18 protein-coding genes are annotated in these 19,244 nt (G+C 39.4%); 13 read left to right on the plus strand and 5 right to left on the minus strand.

Annotated features, from left to right (window positions below; genetic code table 11):
- Positions 1–2,544 carry a M1 family metallopeptidase gene (locus QM351_RS01380; protein ID WP_414326219.1) on the plus strand — a complete coding sequence of 848 codons (2,544 nt, stop codon included), beginning with the start codon at positions 1–3 and terminating at the stop codon, positions 2,542–2,544.
- A 410-nt stretch (positions 2,545–2,954) separates the two neighbouring features.
- Here the strand turns inward: QM351_RS01380 and QM351_RS01385 are convergent, their stop codons facing one another.
- Positions 2,955–4,232: a sensor histidine kinase gene (locus tag QM351_RS01385; protein ID WP_414326221.1), complete on the minus strand. Its 1,278-nt coding sequence runs from the start codon at positions 4,230–4,232 to the stop codon at positions 2,955–2,957.
- Positions 4,232–4,942 carry a LytR/AlgR family response regulator transcription factor gene (locus QM351_RS01390; protein WP_414326223.1) on the minus strand — a complete coding sequence of 237 codons (711 nt, stop codon included), beginning with the start codon at positions 4,940–4,942 and terminating at the stop codon, positions 4,232–4,234. Before QM351_RS01390 ends, QM351_RS01385 begins: the two co-directional genes overlap by 1 nt.
- 106 nt (positions 4,943–5,048) lie before the next feature.
- Here QM351_RS01390 and QM351_RS01395 point away from each other — a divergent pair, with 106 nt between their 5' ends.
- Together QM351_RS01395 and QM351_RS01400 are read left to right on the plus strand one after the other, a co-directional pair.
- A complete protein-coding gene (locus tag QM351_RS01395) occupies positions 5,049–6,005 on the plus strand; it encodes an ABC transporter ATP-binding protein (protein ID WP_049490937.1) in 957 nt (318 codons plus the stop codon).
- Between the two features lies 1 nt (position 6,006).
- The gene (locus QM351_RS01400) at positions 6,007–6,729 is read left to right on the plus strand and encodes an ABC transporter permease (RefSeq protein WP_049490909.1); all 723 of its coding nucleotides are present in this window, start codon (positions 6,007–6,009) and stop codon (positions 6,727–6,729) included.
- Positions 6,730–6,881: 152 nt separating this feature from the next.
- Here the strand turns inward: QM351_RS01400 and QM351_RS01405 are convergent, their stop codons facing one another.
- Positions 6,882–7,415, minus strand: a complete 534-nt coding sequence (locus QM351_RS01405) for a biotin transporter BioY (RefSeq protein WP_014713140.1) — start codon at positions 7,413–7,415, stop codon at positions 6,882–6,884.
- Positions 7,416–7,673: 258 nt separating this feature from the next.
- Between QM351_RS01405 and QM351_RS01410 the strand changes: the two genes are divergently transcribed.
- The 5 genes from QM351_RS01410 (at position 7,674) to QM351_RS01430 (ending at position 12,370) form a co-directional block, all read left to right on the plus strand.
- Entirely contained in the window at positions 7,674–8,159 is a 486-nt protein-coding gene (locus tag QM351_RS01410; RefSeq protein ID WP_414326225.1) for a hypothetical protein, read from the plus strand.
- A gap of 135 nt (positions 8,160–8,294) precedes the next feature.
- A complete protein-coding gene (locus QM351_RS01415; protein ID WP_021152983.1) occupies positions 8,295–8,975 on the plus strand; it encodes a response regulator transcription factor in 681 nt (226 codons plus the stop codon).
- On the plus strand, positions 8,959–10,320 hold the full coding sequence (locus QM351_RS01420) for a sensor histidine kinase (RefSeq protein WP_049515589.1): 1,362 nt from the start codon (positions 8,959–8,961) through the stop codon (positions 10,318–10,320). The genes QM351_RS01415 and QM351_RS01420 overlap by 17 nt, the downstream gene beginning before the upstream one ends.
- 29 nt (positions 10,321–10,349) lie before the next feature.
- Entirely contained in the window at positions 10,350–10,730 is a 381-nt protein-coding gene (locus tag QM351_RS01425) for a VOC family protein (protein ID WP_003003384.1), read from the plus strand.
- Between the two features lie 257 nt (positions 10,731–10,987).
- The gene (locus QM351_RS01430) at positions 10,988–12,370 is read left to right on the plus strand and encodes a polysaccharide deacetylase family protein (RefSeq protein WP_414326228.1); all 1,383 of its coding nucleotides are present in this window, start codon (positions 10,988–10,990) and stop codon (positions 12,368–12,370) included.
- 42 nt (positions 12,371–12,412) lie between these two features.
- Here the strand turns inward: QM351_RS01430 and QM351_RS01435 are convergent, their stop codons facing one another.
- A complete protein-coding gene (locus QM351_RS01435) occupies positions 12,413–13,498 on the minus strand; it encodes a DEAD/DEAH box helicase (RefSeq protein ID WP_414326230.1) in 1,086 nt (361 codons plus the stop codon).
- Positions 13,495–14,475 (minus strand): Gfo/Idh/MocA family protein, encoded by a 981-nt coding sequence (locus QM351_RS01440; protein ID WP_368403300.1) that lies wholly within the window; start codon positions 14,473–14,475, stop codon positions 13,495–13,497. The genes QM351_RS01435 and QM351_RS01440 overlap by 4 nt, the downstream gene beginning before the upstream one ends.
- Positions 14,476–14,602: 127 nt before the next feature.
- Between QM351_RS01440 and QM351_RS01445 the strand changes: the two genes are divergently transcribed.
- From QM351_RS01445 to QM351_RS01465, 5 genes are read left to right on the plus strand one after another with little or no spacing between them, the layout of a single operon-like run.
- Positions 14,603–15,313 (plus strand): glycosyltransferase family 2 protein, encoded by a 711-nt coding sequence (locus tag QM351_RS01445; protein WP_049490916.1) that lies wholly within the window; start codon positions 14,603–14,605, stop codon positions 15,311–15,313.
- 1 nt (position 15,314) lies between these two features.
- A complete protein-coding gene (locus QM351_RS01450) occupies positions 15,315–15,644 on the plus strand; it encodes a DUF2304 domain-containing protein (RefSeq protein WP_414326233.1) in 330 nt (109 codons plus the stop codon).
- Positions 15,634–16,917 (plus strand): lipopolysaccharide biosynthesis protein, encoded by a 1,284-nt coding sequence (locus QM351_RS01455; protein WP_247923168.1) that lies wholly within the window; start codon positions 15,634–15,636, stop codon positions 16,915–16,917. Before QM351_RS01450 ends, QM351_RS01455 begins: the two co-directional genes overlap by 11 nt.
- Positions 16,907–17,689: a glycosyltransferase family 2 protein gene (locus QM351_RS01460; RefSeq protein ID WP_414326236.1), complete on the plus strand. Its 783-nt coding sequence runs from the start codon at positions 16,907–16,909 to the stop codon at positions 17,687–17,689. Before QM351_RS01455 ends, QM351_RS01460 begins: the two co-directional genes overlap by 11 nt.
- A gap of 9 nt (positions 17,690–17,698) precedes the next feature.
- On the plus strand, positions 17,699–19,177 hold the full coding sequence (locus QM351_RS01465) for a DUF2142 domain-containing protein (protein ID WP_031574202.1): 1,479 nt from the start codon (positions 17,699–17,701) through the stop codon (positions 19,175–19,177).
- The last annotated feature ends 67 nt before the right edge of the window (positions 19,178–19,244 follow it).

A 19,244-nucleotide genomic window follows, 5' to 3' on the forward strand; every position in this document is an offset into this window, starting at 1 on the left:
ATGCAAGCAGTTGCACATTTTGTAGAAACATTCGTTCCAGAACATTACGAAGTGTTTTTGGATTTAAATCGTAAAACCAAGACCTTTAGCGGTCGTGTGGTGATCACAGGTCAAGCCAAGGCGGACAAGATCTCGCTTCACCAAAAGGATTTGACCATCGAAACAGTAGAAGTAGCAGGTCAAGCCCGTCCATTTACGGTTGATGATGACAATGAAGCAGTCTATGTTGAATTGGAAGGAACAGGTCAAGTGACAGTTACTCTGACCTATTCTGGTAAGATGACAGACAATATGACAGGGATTTACCCATCTTACTACAGCATTGATGGCGTGAAGAAGGAAGTCCTCTCTACCCAGTTTGAGAGCCATTTTGCGCGTGAAGCTTTTCCAAGTGTGGACGAGCCTGAAGCCAAAGCAACTTTCGATCTTTCTTTGAAATTTGACCAAGAAGAAGGTGAAATCGCCCTTTCAAATATGCCTGAAATCGATGTGGAAAACCGCAAAGAAACAGGAATTTGGAAGTTTGATACGACTCCACGGATGTCTTCTTACCTCCTTGCCTTTGCTGCTGGAGATCTTCAAGGAGTGACAGCTAAGACCAAGAATGGAACCCTAGTCGGTGTCTACTCTACCAAAGCTCACCCATTAGAAAACTTGGACTTCTCATTGGATATTGCCGTTCGTGCTATTGAATTTTATGAAGACTACTATGGTGTGAAGTATCCAATCCCTCAATCCCTTCATATCGCCCTTCCAGACTTCTCTTCAGGAGCGATGGAAAACTGGGGCTTGGTAACCTACCGTGAAGTCTACCTTCTAGTAGATGAAAACTCTACGGCCCAAAGCCGTCAAACAGTAGCCTTGGTGGTGGCTCACGAATTGGCTCACCAATGGTTCGGAAACCTCGTGACCATGAAATGGTGGGATGATCTCTGGTTGAATGAAAGCTTTGCCAATATGATGGAATATGTCAGCTTGGATGCCATTGAACCAAGCTGGAATATCTTTGAAGACTTCCAAACAACTGGAGTGCCTGCTGCTTTGAAACGCGATGCTACAGATGGCGTTCAATCCGTCCATGTGGAAGTCAAACACCCAGACGAGATCAACACTCTTTTTGACCCAGCAATCGTTTACGCTAAGGGTAGCCGTCTTATGCACATGCTTCGTCGATGGTTAGGCGATGACGCCTTCCGCAAAGGGTTGAAGATCTACTTTGAAAAACACCAATACGGCAATACTATCGGTCGTGACCTTTGGGATGCTCTTGGGCAAGCTTCAGGTCGTGATGTCGCAGCCTTTATGGATTCTTGGTTGGAGCAACCAGGATACCCTGTTGTTTCAGCTTCTGTTGAAAACGATACCTTGATCATCCGTCAAGAGCAGTTCTTCATCGGAGATAGAGAAGAAAAAGGACGCAAGTGGGTTGTTCCGTTAAATAGCAACTGGACGGGTATTCCAGATACCTTGGAAACTGAAGTCTTAGAAATTCCAAACTACAGTGCCTTGAAAGCAGCTAACAGCGGAGCTCTTCGCTTCAATACAGAAAATACAGCTCACTATATCAGTGACTACCGTGGGGAATTGTTGGAAGACATCCTTGCTGACCTTGCTAGCTTGGATAGCACTTCAAAATTACAAGTGGTTCAAGAACGTCGTCTTTTAGCTGAAAGTGGTCAAATTTCTTATGCAAGCCTCTTGCCAGTGATTGAACACTTGACAGAAGAAAGTTCCTACTTGGTTGTTTCAGCTGTTTCGAGCGTCTTAGCTGGAATCAGTCTCTTTGTGGATGAAGGAACTGAAACAGAAGCTGCCTTCCATGAGTTGTTGAAACGCTTGAACCGTTACAACTTTGAACGCTTGGGTCTAGAAGCTAAGCCTGGTGAAACAGAAGAAGACGAAAAAGTTCGTCAGCTAATGATTGCTAATATGATCAAGGCCAATGATGAAGCTGCAAAAGCTCAAGCGAGCACTATCTTTGAAGCACATGCAGATGATTTGGAAAAACTTCCAGCTGCCATCCGCCTGCAAATCTTGGTCAACCAAATCAAGCACCAGGAAACCAAGGAGCTTAGCCAACAATACCTGGATACTTATGTTAAGACAGTAGATGGGAACTTTAAACGCCAGTTGGCGGCTGCACTTTCTTATACCAAGGATGAGGAAACTTTGGAAGCTCTATTGAAGGAGTGGAAGAACAAGGATGTGGTGAAACCTCAGGACTTGGCTATGAGTTGGTACTACAACTTCTTACACGATGACTTTACCCAAGGAAGAACTTGGACTTGGGCGCGTGAAAACTGGGATTGGGTCAAGAAAGCCCTCGGTGGTGATATGAGCTTTGATAAGTTTGTTATCTACCCAGCTAACTGTTTCAAGACCCGTGAACGGTTGAATGAATACAAGGCCTTCTTTGAACCTCAATTGGATGATATGGCGATTAGCCGCAATATCAAGATGGGAATCAAGGAAATCGCCGCTCGTATCGATCTGATCGACCGTGAGAAAGCAGCTGTTGAAGCAGCGCTTCTAGCTACAAAATAAAGAAAAAAGCTCCTAGAGAAGGCTCTGCAGATCTGCAAACTTCTCTAAGAGTCTTTTTATTTTTCTTTTTTGAAATAAGGAAGATGCTGAAGATTTCGATAAAGGATGACCGCGAAAATAGTTTATCAATATCCTAATGGAGTGGGAAAAAAGTCCGCAAAATAAAAAAGGTTGAAAAAAGCTTCCCCACACCTTTTCAATTTTTCCACCCCCGCATAGATACAACAGTCTGGGAGAGTGTTGGAGGTTGCAGATAAAGGAAATACTCTTTGCGTCACCACAAAGCAGTGCTATGAGCAATCAACCAATGTGTCAAACTGTTATTTCTATCTAACATCAAAGGCTGGACAGATTTTGCCCAGCCTCTTTTTTATAAATGACCTGAATGAGACCTCAAAGTAGAAGGATCATTAGTTTATTGGACTTGGTAAGAGAATCTCCGTTCGATAGTGGCCATTTTCTTTGAATCGTTTGATAGTTCCTTGGTATTCTTGTACTAGGGCATCAACGTTTCGCAAGCCCCAACCATCTCTTTGACGTGTTTTACGAGTCTCTTGTTCCTGTTCATTAAAGGTATTGTTGATCGAAATAAATAGATTTTGTTGAAAATAACGTATATTCAGAGACAATGTTCTCTCTGATTTATCAGTCAATCGAAGACAGGCTGAAATACTATTATCCAAACAATTTCCTAAAATAACAGCTAGAACATCTGGCTGAATAGATAGTTCTTGTGGGATAAAGCAGTTAATTTCTAATGCAATTTCATCTTCCACATCGTGCAGTTTTTGATTCAGTAAATAATTAACCGTTGGATTTTTGGAGTAAAAGGTTTGTTTTCCTGAAATACTATCGGTTAACGATTGAAGATACTCTCTAGCTTCATCAGGATTTTCTTCTAGAAGTGCCAAGAGGGTTAAATGTTTATTTTTTAAGTCATGCCGAAGACTTTGCAATCGTTGGTATTCTTCTTGAGACTGCTGTGTTTCCCTTAATTGGAATTGAAGTTGTTCTTTATCTAATTTATTTTGATAATAAGCGTGCTGTTGTTGAGAAAGATGTAAGGTAAAATAAAGCGAGGAAAACGACAATACAATAAGAGACAAGAGTGAAATGACAGAAAGATAATCTGGTCCAAATACTTGCCCTTGAATAGCAGATACAGTAAAGGCAAAAATAATCGATAAAATCGGCACGATAAATTGATAAAGCCAATTTCTTCTAGATGTTGCCATGCTTAACTTTTGATGTGTTCGAAATAACTGTCGAAGAACAAGAGTGATCACAGTTGAAAAAAGAAAACTGATGGCAAGGTAACCACTAATCAGTTCTAAATTTTTCGATACTTTTGACAGTGGAAGAAATAGTTGGATAGCTTGATTGAGGACAGCTCCGGCTAATAATGTTAGGCTTGTTTGTAAGAATATCCAAAAAGAAGAATCACGAAAGGAGTAGCCAAAATAGAGTCCTACAAGAGAGGATTCTACAATACTAAGAAAGAGATTGCTAACTAAAAACACTCGACTTTCTAAAAATAGAAACACAAGAGCCACATGAAAAAGAAAGAAACAACAAAGGACTAATAGTGTCTCTTTTGAATGTTTACTTTTGGATATTGGCCTATAAAATAAAACACTTGCTAGAAATAAGTCAAACAAGATACTAATGATCCGTAATCCTATTAGCATTAGAAATTCCTTTCACTGAGATAGTTATAGTATTTTTCTTTAAAAGAAGACTGGAACTTACGACTAATTGGAAGTGAATGCTCCTCGGTTCCATTTAGCAAAATAGTTACTGTTTTCGCATCAAAATCTTTGATATATTTGGGATTTACAATATAAGAAGCATGAATTTGAATAAAATAATCAGGTAGTTTATCTAAAATATCTTGAGTTTTTAGTAAGGACTTATAGGTATCTGCTAGTGTGTAAATAAAAACGGAACGCTTATCTTTCTCAAAATAGGTAATGTCACTTAAAGGAATAGAGTAACTTTGTTTTCCAAATGAGAAGTTAAAGATGGTTCGTCCTAAATCTAAATAACGTAAAACTCTGTCTACTACCTTATTTAGCCTTTGAGGTTCAATTGGTTTTACTAAGTAATCAAAAGTCTGTACTTCAAAAACTTGTTCCATATAATCACGATAGCTAGTCACAAAAATAATGGGGATAAAAGGATTGAACTGCCGAATTTCACGAGCAAGGTCAATTCCAGTAATTTTTGGCATATCAATATCCAAAAAAACACAATGAGTATCCCTTGTTAATTGTTCTAGCATTTTTTGTGGATTGGTATATAGTTTTGTTTCTACAGGAACCTTGTCGTAAGAAAGTAAATACTGTTCTAACTGACTAGCATCTCTAGTTGAGTCATCACAAATAACGACGTTTAACATAAGTCCCCCTTATCAAATTGAGTTGGCTAATTATGACACTTAAATGGTAAATCATGACGTAAACCATGGAAAGTCATATGTTTATTATACAATAATCTTATCAAAAATGAAGGAAGCTGGGACAATCTTCTCAGTTTTGAGTGATAAGATGAAGACATTTGCGACACTGACTATTAAAGATTTGACAAAATCATTCGATAAGCAACATTTTGCTAATAATCATATTTCCTTAGAAATAGAAGCTGCTAAAATTACAGCTTTTTTAGGACACAATGGTGCTGGTAAGTCCACCCTCTTAAATCAAATGATTGGTTTTACCAAACCCGATAAAGGAGATGTATGCTATGGAGATATTTCTTTTGTACAGAATCGTAAACAAGCTCGCTCAATGATGAGCTATATGTCGCAACAGTATGCACCACTTGAGAAATTGACGGTGGAACAAAACATAGAAATGCTTGGAAGAATGAGAGGGTTAAACACCTTAGATTTACAAAAAGAAATGGATCAGCTCTTAACCGACTTAGAAATTAAGGAGTACCGGGCAAAACAAGGAAAGGACCTTTCAGGTGGTTTAAAGCGTCTGACCTCTTTTGCAATGGCTTTAATCGGATCTCCGACCATCATTCTTCTTGATGAACCCACGAATGATGTTGATCCAATACGTCGTGAAAAACAATGGCAATTATTACAGAAGCTGGCGCATAAAGGTCATACCATTATTATCGTGACGCATAATCTCTTGGAAGTTGAAAAATATGCAGACAACTATGCCTTATTTAACCATGGGAAGTTAATCAAATCAGGCCCAGTTCAGCAAATAACCTATCAAAAGCAGTATCAAATCTCTTTTGAGTTTAGGAATGAAGATAGCTTAGCTCTATTTCAAGATTATACCATCATCAATGGTTCGATTTGCCAGATTGAAATAGAAGAGGAGGAGTTAACAAGACTGCTACCAAAAATCACACAGGAATTGGATAGAAAGAATATTTTCAATCTGTCACTTACTCAGAAAAACATATCCATTTCAGATCTTTATAGAGAGGAGTTGACAAACTGATATGACTCAATTTTTTTACTTACTTCGTTGGAACTATCTTCGTCAAAAAGATCTATTTCTACTCTTTACGCTAGCTCAGGTTCTGTTATCTATTTCACTTCTTTTTGGTTATCCACTGGTGATAGGTAAAATTGATACGACAGCTGCCTACTATCTCTCTTCTGGTTCAGTTCTGATAGGAATTATTTCTATTGGCTGTACTATCTCATCACCTGTTATAGCAAATGCGAAGTCAGAAGGACATGTAGACTATGTACGAGCCCTTCCAATACCACGAATTCTGATTTCCTTAGCAGATCTTTGGATGTGGATGATTGCTATTTTGCCTGGAGTGTTCATTTCTGTTATACTGGGCTATTTTCGTTTTTCTATCCGCCTAAATGTATCTGTTCTGGCTGTTTTCATTCTATTTCTGATCTGTCTTACGATGATCAGTCTTGGATTTGCCATTGCTTATACTTTTTCTCCTAATATTGTCACGCTGATGTCTCAGTTGATTCTCATGATTGGGTTGATGTTTTCTCCAATCATGTACCCAGCAAGTCGTCTTCCAGATTGGATAAACCATCTCTATCATGTTCTTCCATTTGTCCCTTCTGTCAACCTCCTACGAGCTTGTGTCTATAGTCATGGTCACGTATCATTTTTTGACTTGGCTATTCTGATCATCTGGATTTTGCTAACACAGTTACTGATCTTGAGAGTTCTTTATAAGGAAAAATAAAGGAAGGAGGATCTATGTTTTTCATCATTAAAACAGTGTTCTCTTTAAAAGGAGTTCAATTGAAGAGATTTATATATGTTTCCCTACAACAAAAATCAACATCTGCGTTCAGATGTTGATTTTTTTAATATATCTGCTAAGCCCTTTGAATCTTATTTGAAATACCAGTGGTGTTTGAGGCTGGCAAAAATCGCCTTGCTGGTGATAGTGATGATGACTAGTTTGATGAGGTCGGCAAGGATAAAGGGAGCAACGACCAAAGCAAATGCTTTTTGGAGATCAGTATGCGTGACCAGCATAAAGCCGATAGCTCCGGATACAAAGAGGAGAGCACTACTGAGGAGATTGGCAAAAAAGATAGTGAAAATGCTGGATTTAGCATTGGTAAATAGAGATGTGATCCATGCTCGGAATGGGAAGAAGAGGAGGAAACCAGCGGTAGGACCAAGGAAATGCGAAGCACCACCAGCACCTCCGGCAAATACTGGAAAACCTAAGAAGCCTAAAAGCAGGTAAAGACAGACTGTGACAAAGGCATGGCTGGGTTTATAGATGGTCCCGATGATCCCGATCATGAGTGTCTGTAGGGTCAAAGGAATTGGTCCAAAGGGAATGGTGAATTGAGATAGGACGGAGATCATGGCCACTCCAATGGAGATGAGAACTAAGGGAAAGATTTTCTTCATAACAGTTAACCTCTGATTTATTTTATGGTAACTATTCTACAATAAGGAGCTCAACCTGTCAATAGCCACGCTTGTTTTAGGTTTTTTTAAGTAAAAATTTAGTCAGGCTTAAGACTCCTGAAGTATAATCGCCTTACTAAAGGATCGAGCTCCCTTTAAATTTTAAAAGACAAGTACTTGTACAAAAAGATAAAAGGTAAAAAGATGAATCAAAAAGAAACAAAACAAGTTGTCGAAACGCAAGAATAAAAAGAAAAAATGGTTGTCCTCAAACGAAGCCCTAAGTGGTGGATTGGCATGGCAGCAGTTGGTGGATTGTTGGTTGGTGCTGGAAGTGGCTTTGGTGTCGGTGTCATCGCCTCACAATCTTCCAATAATCAACAATTTTCTCAACCGGTCCAAACGGGTCAGAACCAAGGATCTAATCAGCAACAAAATAGTCAAAATGGCCATGCTTCACAAGGAAACCAGCAAAATGGTGGCCCACAGGATGGCGGTCCTCAAGGCGGTGGACCACAAGGTGGTGGCCAAGGCCAAGGTGGCCCGCAAGGTGGCGGTCCGGGTCAAATGCCACAAGAAGGCAATGGTGGCCCACAAGGGAATGGTCCAGATAATGGCATGAACCAATATGACGGACAAGAAGGGAACCAGGGGTCCTCTAAAAACTCCAATAAGAAGAATTCAAAAAATAAAAACAAGACGAGTGACAGTCAAAGTAAGAAAGAAAACACGACAAACTCATAGAATTAGCCTTCCTCAGGCAGGCTGAATTTGATCATAAAACCAGGTTCTAAACTATAGGAAATGAAGGGAAGTCGTGTTATAATGGTTAAGAATAGATTAGAAAGACTCACTCACGAAAGAGAAGAGGATACGACAATGATTAAAATTCTATTGGTCGAAGATGACCTTGGTTTATCAAATTCAGTATTTGATTTTTTAGATGATTTTGCGGATGTCATGCAGGTCTTTGACGGAGAAGAAGGTCTCTACGAAGCAGAAAGCGGGATCTATGATTTGATTTTGCTGGACCTGATGCTTCCTGAAAAAGACGGTTTCCATGTCTTGAAAGAATTGCGTGAAAAAGGCGTGACAACCCCTGTTTTAATCATGACAGCTAAAGAAAGTCTGGATGACAAAGGACACGGCTTTGAGCTGGGGGCAGACGATTACCTCACCAAGCCTTTCTACCTAGAAGAGCTCAAGATGCGGATTCAAGCTCTCTTGAAGCGCTCAGGAAAGGTCAATGAAAACACCCTTAATTATGGCAATTTGAAGGTCAATTTATCTACCAATTCGACTTATGTGGATGGGAAAGAAGTGGAACTTCTTGGGAAGGAATTTGATCTTTTGGTCTATTTCCTTCAAAACCAAAATGTCATCCTTCCAAAGACCCAGATCTTCGATCGTCTCTGGGGCTTTGATAGTGACACAACCATCTCAGTGGTTGAAGTCTATGTTTCAAAAATCCGTAAGAAATTAAAAGGTACTGATTTCGTTGAGAACTTGCAAACATTGCGAAGTGTGGGGTATATCTTAAAAGATGCTAACCAGAATTAAGAAAACCGTCGGGGAAGATGATTTTTCCTACTTCATCCGATATTTTGGGCTCTTTACTTTGATATTCTCAGCCATGACCCTGATTATTATCCAGGTCATGCGCTCGAGTCTCTATACAACGGTCGATGAGAACCTCAAGACTCTCAGTCAGGATCCCTACTCACTTGTAGCGATTGCTTATCGAGACCAGCGACAGTCAAATACCAAAGGAGATGATAATGATCATGAGATGATGATCCCAGATCATGATAAATCAGAACCTAAAGGGGATGTCACATCCAATACCACTGTTGTTTTGCTCAATAAAAAATATGAAAACTTGACAACCGGTAATGGGTTTTTAAACTTCAAAACCGTGACGTTTGGTCGAAAGCTCCTCAACAAGGTTTCCCAACTTCAAATTACAAATAGCTATGGGAAAAAAGAAAGTTACCGGGCCTATATGGCAGAGTTGAGTTTATCTGATGATGAAAGTGATAGTGATATCAAGTATGCGGTTGTCATGACCAATATCAGTCAGCTAGAGCAGACCAGTGAAGAGCACGAAAGTCAAATTGCCCTTGTCATGATCTGCTTCTGGGGAATCTCTTTATTCGCTAGTCTCTTCTTAGCACGTCTCAGCGTCAAGCCCCTTCTTGAGAGTATGCAAAAGCAAAAGGCTTTCGTGGAAAATGCTTCCCATGAGTTGAGGACGCCTTTAGCAGTTCTGCAAAATCGCCTCGAAACGCTTTTTAGAAAGCCTGAAGCGACCATTATGGAATCGAGTGAGAATATTGCATCCAGTTTGGATGAAGTTCGAAATATGAAGCTCTTGACCACCAACCTTCTTAATATCGCTCGAAGAGATGACGGCTTGAAGCCGGAGATGGAAGATATCGAACCAAGCTTTTTCGATCAGACCTTCTCGAATTTTGAGATCATTGCGGAAGAAAATGATAAAATCTTCCGAGGAGACAATCAGGTGGACAAAGTCATTTGTTCTGATAGAACGCTCCTCAAGCAGTTGATGACCATTCTCTATGACAATGCCTTGAAATATACCGATGAAGATGGTGAGATCCAGTTTGAAGTCCAGTTGAAGGACAAAAATCTTCTTTTGAGGGTACTGGATAATGGTCCAGGGATTCGAGATGAGGATAAGAAACGGATATTTGATCGTTTTTACCGGGTCGACAAGGCCAGAACCCGTCAGAAAGGTGGTTTTGGTTTGGGGTTATCCCTCGCTAAGCAGATTGTAGAAGCCTTTAAAGGGACCATTCAAGTCAAAGATAATAAACCAAAAGGGACCATCTTTGAAGTGAAATTATCCATTAAGACGGAAAGTCGTAAAAAAAATCGTTCATAATCTTTAAAAAATAGAAAAGAGGAAAACCTATGAGTTCAAAAATGTTGCACACTTGCCTTCGTGTGGAAAACTTAGAAAAATCAATCGCTTTTTACCAAGATGCTTTTGGTTTTGAAGAAAAACGTCGGAAAGATTTTCCAGACTACAAGTTCACGATTGTTTATTTGGCCTTGCCTGGAGATGACTATGAGTTGGAATTGACTTACAATTATGATCATGGTCCATATGTCATCGGAGATGGCTATGCTCATGTCGCCTTGAGTACTCCTGATCTAGAAGGTTTGAATGCGGAACACAAGGCTAAAGGCTATGAAGTGACGGAACCAAAAGGTCTTCCAGGAACGAAACCGAATTACTATTTCGTTGTAGATCCGGATGGATATAAAGTAGAAGTCATTCGCGAAAAATAAGAGGGATTAAAAATAGGAGGCTGGGATAAAAGTCCTAGCCTCTCAATTATTTTTGGATTGTCGAGCAAGACGCAGTGGTTGAGTGGGCTCTACTACGCTGACTTCATCAGCTTTTACAGCCCTACTCAACTGTGCGGAGGTGGGACGACGAAATCGAATTCTTACAAATTACCGATTTCTGTCCCACTCTCTCTTTTTTATGAAACCATTTACAAAAAAGGAATGTTTTTTCGAGAGAAATTTGCTATAATAAAGTTATGAGATTCAAACACACGAAAACTATTTTATTAATCATTACAAATCTCCTTTTACTGATTCTTTTGTATATCGGCTATCAAAAGATTCAAAGGGTTCGTGAACAAAAAGCCTATCAGGATCAGTTTGATAAGGTCACCCAACTCGAGAAAAGCTCTGAAAAAGGGAAAGATGTTCAAGTTCAGGAAGGGATTTTAGGAACTTCTTATGTGACAGCTTATTATCCTACTAAAGATGGACAGCCTGTTGAGATTGTGAAAGATAAGATCCAAGAAGACCTTCAGCGTATAGGATCCGATGAGAAAACCAAAGAGCCAAAGCATTTGACCTTCTACCATAGTGAAGAAGCAGATGCGCCTTTTGTCGGCTATCACCCTATCCAAATCAAGCGGGCTGAATACCAGTACAAAAAAGGGAAATTCATCAAAGATGAGACGGTGAAGTTGCCACTCTTTTACTTGGATGATGAGAACAATCCTCTGACCCTGAGCCAAGTTTTTGCGGATCCAGATGGAGCAAAACAGATCTTTTTGGAGGAATTACGGGGGAATCTAGCCTTTCGTCAGTTGGACGAGGAAAGCATTGATCAAATGGTTGCCCACTTCTCAGAGTTGGATTTGAGCCAATGGGAATTCCAATATGAAAAAGGAAATTTCACCATTCCATTTCCAACCAAGGTTAAGGGAGACGATACCTTCACTGTTCCCTTGTCTAAATTCTATGATGTGATTGATACAGAACGCTTGCTTCCTGATGATCTAGCTTCTTACGAATCCTATATAGAAGAACGCCACCGTAAGATGATTGCTCTGACCTTTGATGATGGACCAGATCCAACGACGACCCCTCAGGCGCTGGCCATCTTAAAGAAATACAATGCCAAAGCTACCTTCTTTATGGTCGGAAAAAATGTCAGTGCGAATCCCGATATTGCTAAACAAGTCCGCAAAGAGGGGCATCAAATCGGGAACCATACTTGGGATCATCCTCAGTTGCCAAAATTGAGCTTGGATAATGCCAAAAAAGAGATCTTGGATACCCAAGAAGCTATTCAAAAAGCGACAGGTGTGCAGACCAAGATTACCCGTCCTCCGTATGGAGCCATCAATAGTGCCATCCAATACGGTGTCGACCAATCCTTCATCATGTGGGATGTGGATAGCCTAGATTGGAAGACGCATAATACGACGGCTATTCTCAATGAAGTGAAAAAAGAAGTCAAACCGGGTTCGATTATCCTCATGCATGATATCCATCAAACCACGATTGATGCTCTACCGACCGTCCTTGACTACCTCAAATCACAAGGCTATACCTTTGTAACGGTGGATGAATTGTTGGATTATCAACTTGAAAGTCATCGCATTTATTACAATGGAAATTAACGTAAAAATCCTCTGCAGTTCATTCACTAGCAGAGGATTTTCTTATTCATTTAAAAAGAGTTCGGAATTTTTTAAAACCAGTTCACGTACAGAAGCGTATTTTTTTAAGGATTTGAGTTCTTCTGGGTGGGTGATAAAGGTGATTACATAGCCATCACGCCCCATTCGTCCTGTTCGACCGGCACGGTGGGTATAGGTCTCCACATCACGAGGAATATCGTAGTTAATCACACACTCAAGATGTTCAATGTCGATTCCACGAGCGACTAAATCGGTGGCCAGCAAGAGGGTCAGCTGATGGTCTTTGAAGCGTTCCAGAATGACCTTGCGGTATTTGACATTGACATCGCTTGCGAGCGATACGGCCTCAACACCACGGTATTGTAGTTTTTCTTCAGCACTACCCAGATCAGACAGGCTATTGAAAAAAGCCAGACCACGAAAATCTTCGACGTAGGCGAGTTTGCGGAGCAATTCAACCTTGTCCCGCTTATCCACTTGCATATAAAAATGTTGGATATTTTCCAAAGAAACTCCATCAACCGTAACACGAAGAGTATTTTCTTCTAGCTGGTCTGGATCGACCTTGGCTGTGGCGCTCATATAGATATATTGGTGGTCACGGGGAGCATAGTGGCTGATCTTGTCGACGAAGTGGTACTGAGAATCGCTCAGTAATTGGTCGAATTCATCTAAAATGATGGTTTCCACATTCATCATTTTGATCTTTTTTAGCTTGATCAGTTCAAAGATCCGACCAGGCGTCCCAACCAGGATTTCGGGTCCTTTTTTGAGGCGTTCGATTTGCCGTTTTTGACTAGATCCTGAAAGGAAGAGTTGTGTCTGGAGACCGAGAGGCTCTGCCCATTGTTTGGTGACATCAAAAATTTGTCCTGCTAACTCTGTATTAGGAGCCAAAATCAAGAGTTGTTGGGCCTTCTTCGGTTTGAGTTTGAGCAAGCTCGGAAAGAGGTAGGCGAGTGTCTTACCAGTACCGGTAGGACTGATGCCGAGGACATTTTCTCCTTCATAGATAGGGGAGAAGATCTGTTCCTGAATTTCAGTGAATGCATCAAATCCGAGTGTTTCTAACTGGTCTTTCCAGCTTTGTGGAAATTGTTCTTTCATTCTTTTTCATCCTTAAATTGTATTCCAGCGCTTTGACGCATCTGGTAGAGGGTTTCATGGACCTGCTCACCTGTTTGTAACCATTCAAGATAAGCAGCTGGCTTTTGATGAGCGATGGCAAGGGCAAAGGCTTCCGCCTCTTCTTGCATTTGGTGTGGGCAGGGCTGGACCGGAAGGTCGATGACTTCCCCAGAATGGCTGACGAAGCGAGCCTGGTTGATGGCTGCTACAGCATTGAGAGTCAGCGTTCCAGTCTTGGTGTAGATTTCAGCAGGTAGATGGCTGGTGATATTTTTCCCTGCCTGAATGGCAACCTGAAACTCTGGATAAATCAAGACACCTTGACCATAGAGATCAACCGAATTGGGTAATTGCTGAGCGCAATAGTGACTGGAGATCGGTTTTCCAAAGAAGCCAATGGCCAAGTAGAGGCAGTAGACTCCCAGATCCATCAAGGCTCCCCCTGCATAGACATCTGAGAAAATATTGGGCATCTCACCCGCAAGAAGGGCCGGCAATTTAGAAGAATATTTGGCAAAGGTGAAGTTGGCGCCCAGTATTTCCTGATTAGAGAGGAAGTCTTTAACTACTTGAAAGGCCGCTTCTTGGTAATTTCTGGCAGCTTCAAAGAGATAGACCTGGTGCTCATTAGCGAGCTTGACCAGTTCCTTCCATTCAGAAGGGGTGGTCACAGCCGGTTTTTCAATGATGACATGCTTCTTGGCCAGAATAGCAAGCTTGGCCTGAGCGAAATGAAGAGAATTGGGGCTAGCAATGTAAATCACATCCAGCTCACTGTCTAAGAAGTCGATGACATCCGTGTAGCAAGAGATCGCTCCATAAGGCTCACAAAACTCTTGAGCTGTCTTCATCTTTCTCGAATACACAGCCTGCAAGTGATAGTGGCCTGTCTGATGAGCAGCTGTAATAAATTCATGTGAAATCCAACTCGTACCAATAATTCCCAGCTTTAACATAAGGTGTCCTTCCGTAATCGATTCACTCTATTATACCATGAAAAGGGGGAGGGGACAGTATAAAGTAGAAAATATGCACTGATTATTGTATAATGAAGTGATATGCTTAGAAGGGAAAACAATAGGATTGAGAAATTCAGAATTACTGATCATTATTCCTGCTTATAATGAGAGTGGAAATATTGAAAAAACAATCAAGATGATTGAAGAACATACACCTGAATTTGATTATGTCATTATCAATGATTGTTCTACAGATCATACACTTGAAATTTGTCGCAATAACAACTTTAACGTTATCGATTTACCGATTAATTTAGGAATTGGTGGTGCTGTCCAGACTGGTTATCAATATGCAGTTAAAAATGGCTATCAATATGCTGTTCAAGTGGATGGAGATGGTCAGCATAATCCTGAATTTATCAGAAAGATGCTTCAAGTCCTTCAAGAGAAGAATGTGAATATGGTGATTGGCTCTCGTTTCATTGAAAATCAAGGTTTCCAATCCTCCTTCGCGCGACGGATTGGAATTTCATTTTTTGAAAAATTAATTAAGATTTTAACCGGTCAAAAGGTAACAGATCCAACCTCAGGATTGCGGGTGGCTGATCGAAAAGTGATTGAAGAATTTGCTAAACAATATCCAAGTGATTATCCAGAACCAGAGACGATTGTGTCCCTCTTAACCTCAGGCTATTCCGTTGCAGAAGTGCCTGTATTAATGAATGAACGAGAACACGGAGAATCGTCCATCACATTAAGCAAGTCTGTTTACTATATGATCAAAGTGACAATGGCAATGCTATTGGCTAGAATTGGTGGAGGATATAAGAAATAACATGTTAAATATTTGGTTAACCCTTACTGTAATTATTTTTATCGTTTATATTCTACGCCTAGTTGCAAAGAAAGTCGTTGAACTGAGAAATGTCATTTCTTGGCTCATTCTTTGTTTGCTATCGTTGCCAGTCATTTGGTTTCCTAATTTGATTGGACAGGTATCAAAAATGTTAGGAATTCAAGTTCCAAGCAATCTAATCTTTTTCTTAGGATTCTGTTTACTTGTCTATTTAAACTTCTCTTTAACTCGGATTACCTCAAAACAATCCGTTCAAATTCGACAATTGTCTCAGAAGATTGCATTACAGGTAAAAGAGCATGAAGAATAATCAACCTGTTTCAACGGAGAAGGTGTATTTTTGGAATCTGTTAGGGAACTTGGCATTTGCTGGATCATCTGTACTATTTACATTGATCGTTACACGCATGACCTCGCCAATGGAAGCAGATTCTTTTAGTCTTGCCTATGGGATTGCTGCGATTCTAGTAGTAGTAGGCATGTTTCAAGTTCGAAGCTACCAAGGGACAGATGTTCTCTTTAGACACTCCTTTACCAGTTACAGTATTGCCAGATGTCTCTCTCTCCTACTCATGATGGCGATCTTTTTTCCTTACCTTTTTGTTTCAGGAATTGATCTACATGAGAGTTCAAAAATTGCGATTATTGGCTTATACGTTCTATTTCGTATGTGTGAGGCAATTTCAGATCTTTTCCAAGGATTATTTCAACGTCACGAACGATTAGATATCGCTGGCAAATCAATGACCATTCGGTATTCTATCAGCACGATTCTTTTGTTGGCATTTTTGCTTATTACAAAGTCATTAATACAATCATTGCTTTACTTAGTTGTTTTAAACTTTATCTTTGTATTTTGTTATGATTATGTAAAATCAAAAGAATTTGAAACAATTGATGTTTCAGTAAATAATCTCAAAAGAGACCTATTTGATGCGATCACTATTTTAAAGAATTGTATTCCTCTCTTTGTTAGTGGATTTTTACTAGCTTATATTTTCAATGAGCCTAGAATCGCGATTGACTCTGAAATTAGACTGGGACACTTTATTGCAGGGACACAACGGGATTATAATATTTTGTTTATGCCTGTGTTTTTTATGAGTCTCTTTATTTTAATTCTTAGACCCTTAACAACGCAATTAGCGATCTTATGGAAGAATAAAGAATTGAAAAAATTTGATGCCATCATTGCGAAGATGTTTGTCATTGTTTTGGGTGTCGGCTTGGTTTTAACTGTGCTAGCTTATTTGATCGGGACGCCAATATTAAGTCTTGTTTTTGGTTTACCTTTAAACCAGCATAGTACTACCCTAGCCATCCTTGTTTTTTCTGGAATTCTGTATTCTATTGGGATTGTTTTTGGGGATGTCATGACGGTTATCCGAAAACAAACATATCTATTACCTGTGTATTTATTCATGTTTATAGCTTCCAAATTGACAAATAATGATTTGGTACAAAAAATGGGACTTCTAGGTGCATCTTTAAGCTTTTTCATTGTGATGTCCGTTTATTTTAGTGGAAGTTTACTTGCTTATTTTATTGCAAGAAAAATAGAAAGGAAGGGCTATGCTCGTTAATCAACAACATACTTGGGTGATTTGTGCTTATGGTGAGAGCGAATACTTGGAAGCTTGTATTCAATCCTTGAAGAATCAAACTCTCCAATCACAGATTATCTGTTACAGTTCAACACCACTGGATTCGATCAAGGAACTTTGTCAGCGTTATGCTATTCCATTTTACACCAAGCAAGGTGGTGGGATTGGTAAAGATTGGAACAATGCCATGTCTTTTGTAGAGACGAAGTATGCTACCATTGCCCATCAGGATGATTATTATGAGCCGCACTATGCTGAGAAAGTTTTGGCTAAGATGGAAAAAAATCAAGATGTGTTGATTGGGTATTCTGATTATTTTGAAGAAAAAGATGGCCATAAGATTCCTGCGAATACAAATCTGAAGATCAAAACCTTGATGTTAAAAACTATGAATCTTTTTCCTGCTAGTCACTTTTGGCGAAACCGTGTAATGGCTTTTGGGAATCCGATTTGTTGTCCAGCTGTCACCTATAATCGTGAAAATTTGAAGAATTTCTATTTTGATGAAGGAATGAGAGTAAGTTTGGATTGGTACGCATGGTATAAGATCAGCGAGTACAAAGGTCGTTTTGCTTATGTATCTGACAAACTCATGTGCCACCGTATCCATGGAGAGTCTGAAACATCAAAAACGATTGCAGACAATACGCGTAGTAAAGAAGATCTATACATGTACCAACTCTTCTGGCCTAAATGGATGGCCAAGTTGTTGATGAGACAATATGTGAAGAGTCAAAATTCGAATAAGTAGGAGAAACTGATGGGATATTTTGTTGATAGTTATGAGCGAAATAAAAAGTATTTAGTAGCTTTCGCAGTTTTGGCCTTTTGTATTGCAGTGATTTATACAAAGCGCTTAGTAGATTTTCCTAAAATTGGTGTAGCGTTATTTGTTGTATTGGCTTTTTTCATTTTTCTTTTACCGAAGAAGAATGTTGGGACCTTCCTTGCGATGCTCATTGGTGGTCTGTCCTTTGCTTTTATTACACCCGTTTTGAATACGCCCGATGAACAAGTTCACCTTTCAAGAACGATTCATATTGTGGAAGGCAACGTCAATATGGGAAATAAAAACATCCATATTACGGAAGATTACTTTGATGTTTATAAGAATTTCAAAAAACCATTTACCAAATCTTCTTTATTTGAAGAAGGGCAGACGACCAAACAAGTGAAGTTTGGGAAAGAAACGGATTACAGGGCAACCAACTCATATTGGTTTATTGGTTATATCCCTCAGGCTCTTGGATTTGGGATTGGAAAGTTTTTGAATTTGAGTGTAGGAGTCTCCTATTATCTTGGTCGAATTTTTAATGTCATTGCTTACTGTATTTTAGCTCTTATTGCTATTAAATTAAGTGGGAAAGCGAAGCAGTTGATGACAATGGTAGCGATGTTTCCAATGAATCTGGTTCTAGCTGCTTCTTATAATCAAGATAGTGTAGCCTTAGGTTTAACCTACATCATTATTGGATTATTTTTGAACTATGTAACGGATGATGAAAAAGTGGTTAAAATTAAGGATTTATTGCTTTATGCTTTCCTTTGCGTGATCCTTGTAACAATGAAGCTTCCTTATGTCTTGCTTGTAGGATTATTGCTATTTATACCGAAAAAGAAAACGCAATGTAAAAACTACTATCTCGTTTCTCTCGCTTTGATTGCTGCTGTCTTTCTATTTACGATCTTTTGGTATGTTCTTACCCAGCAAGTTCGAATTGAGAACTTTAAACTAGATGGAGCGGATGTGAAGTCTCAGGTGATTAGTATCATTTCGAAACCTCATTGGTATCTTCCAGTGATTTTGAAGGAGATGCTATTATCAGTCAGTCATTTGAATCAACTCTACACCTTTGGTTGGTTAGATTTGTCAATGTCAGAAGTCCTTATTCCAATTTATGCTCTTTATAGCTTGATTACTTTTTCAAATTTTGGGAAGATCAAACTTCCAAAAGTATCAGTAGTAGGGGCAAGTTTGGTTTCTCTTGCAATTATTGGTTTAATTTCTTTGACCTTGTATCTGACCTGGACACCAGTTGGAAATTTTGAAGTTTTAGGAGTTCAAGGCCGATATTATTTGGGTGTTGTTGCTCTTTGTCTACCAGTTATTTGTAGTTTATTTAAGCAAAGAGTTCCAGATGAACAAAAATTCTCTGATCATTTTGTAGTACAAAGCAGTCTCATTATTTTATCTCTAACATTACTACAAACCATCTCTGTTTTATATGCTGCAGTTTAATTAAAAGACTAAAATAAGTTATTACTAGGGGAAACCCTAGTTTTTTGTTACAATAGAAAGTGAATAA

It is taken from the genome of Streptococcus parasanguinis (genome assembly GCF_047465465.1).
Lineage (GTDB): Bacteria > Bacillota > Bacilli > Lactobacillales > Streptococcaceae > Streptococcus > Streptococcus parasanguinis_AI.

Excerpts from the sequence above, each read along its gene's own strand:
- QM351_RS01395 (WP_049490937.1), top strand. The coding sequence starts at position 5,049 with ATGAAGGAAGCTGGGACAATCTTCTCAGTTTTGAGTGATAAGATGAAG.
- QM351_RS01420 (WP_049515589.1), top strand. The coding sequence starts at position 8,959 with ATGCTAACCAGAATTAAGAAAACCGTCGGGGAAGATGATTTTTCCTAC.
- QM351_RS01450 (WP_414326233.1), top strand. The coding sequence starts at position 15,315 with ATGTTAAATATTTGGTTAACCCTTACTGTAATTATTTTTATCGTTTAT.
- QM351_RS01390 (WP_414326223.1), bottom strand. The coding sequence starts at position 4,942 with ATGTTAAACGTCGTTATTTGTGATGACTCAACTAGAGATGCTAGTCAG.
- QM351_RS01405 (WP_014713140.1), bottom strand. The coding sequence starts at position 7,415 with ATGAAGAAAATCTTTCCCTTAGTTCTCATCTCCATTGGAGTGGCCATG.
- QM351_RS01425 (WP_003003384.1), top strand. The coding sequence starts at position 10,350 with ATGAGTTCAAAAATGTTGCACACTTGCCTTCGTGTGGAAAACTTAGAA.
- QM351_RS01460 (WP_414326236.1), top strand. The coding sequence starts at position 16,907 with ATGCTCGTTAATCAACAACATACTTGGGTGATTTGTGCTTATGGTGAG.
- QM351_RS01455 (WP_247923168.1), top strand. The coding sequence starts at position 15,634 with ATGAAGAATAATCAACCTGTTTCAACGGAGAAGGTGTATTTTTGGAAT.
- QM351_RS01380 (WP_414326219.1), top strand. The coding sequence starts at position 1 with ATGCAAGCAGTTGCACATTTTGTAGAAACATTCGTTCCAGAACATTAC.
- QM351_RS01435 (WP_414326230.1), bottom strand. The coding sequence starts at position 13,498 with ATGAAAGAACAATTTCCACAAAGCTGGAAAGACCAGTTAGAAACACTC.
- QM351_RS01410 (WP_414326225.1), top strand. The coding sequence starts at position 7,674 with ATGGTTGTCCTCAAACGAAGCCCTAAGTGGTGGATTGGCATGGCAGCA.
- QM351_RS01440 (WP_368403300.1), bottom strand. The coding sequence starts at position 14,475 with ATGTTAAAGCTGGGAATTATTGGTACGAGTTGGATTTCACATGAATTT.
- QM351_RS01400 (WP_049490909.1), top strand. The coding sequence starts at position 6,007 with ATGACTCAATTTTTTTACTTACTTCGTTGGAACTATCTTCGTCAAAAA.
- QM351_RS01465 (WP_031574202.1), top strand. The coding sequence starts at position 17,699 with ATGGGATATTTTGTTGATAGTTATGAGCGAAATAAAAAGTATTTAGTA.
- QM351_RS01415 (WP_021152983.1), top strand. The coding sequence starts at position 8,295 with ATGATTAAAATTCTATTGGTCGAAGATGACCTTGGTTTATCAAATTCA.
- QM351_RS01430 (WP_414326228.1), top strand. The coding sequence starts at position 10,988 with ATGAGATTCAAACACACGAAAACTATTTTATTAATCATTACAAATCTC.
- QM351_RS01385 (WP_414326221.1), bottom strand. The coding sequence starts at position 4,232 with ATGCTAATAGGATTACGGATCATTAGTATCTTGTTTGACTTATTTCTA.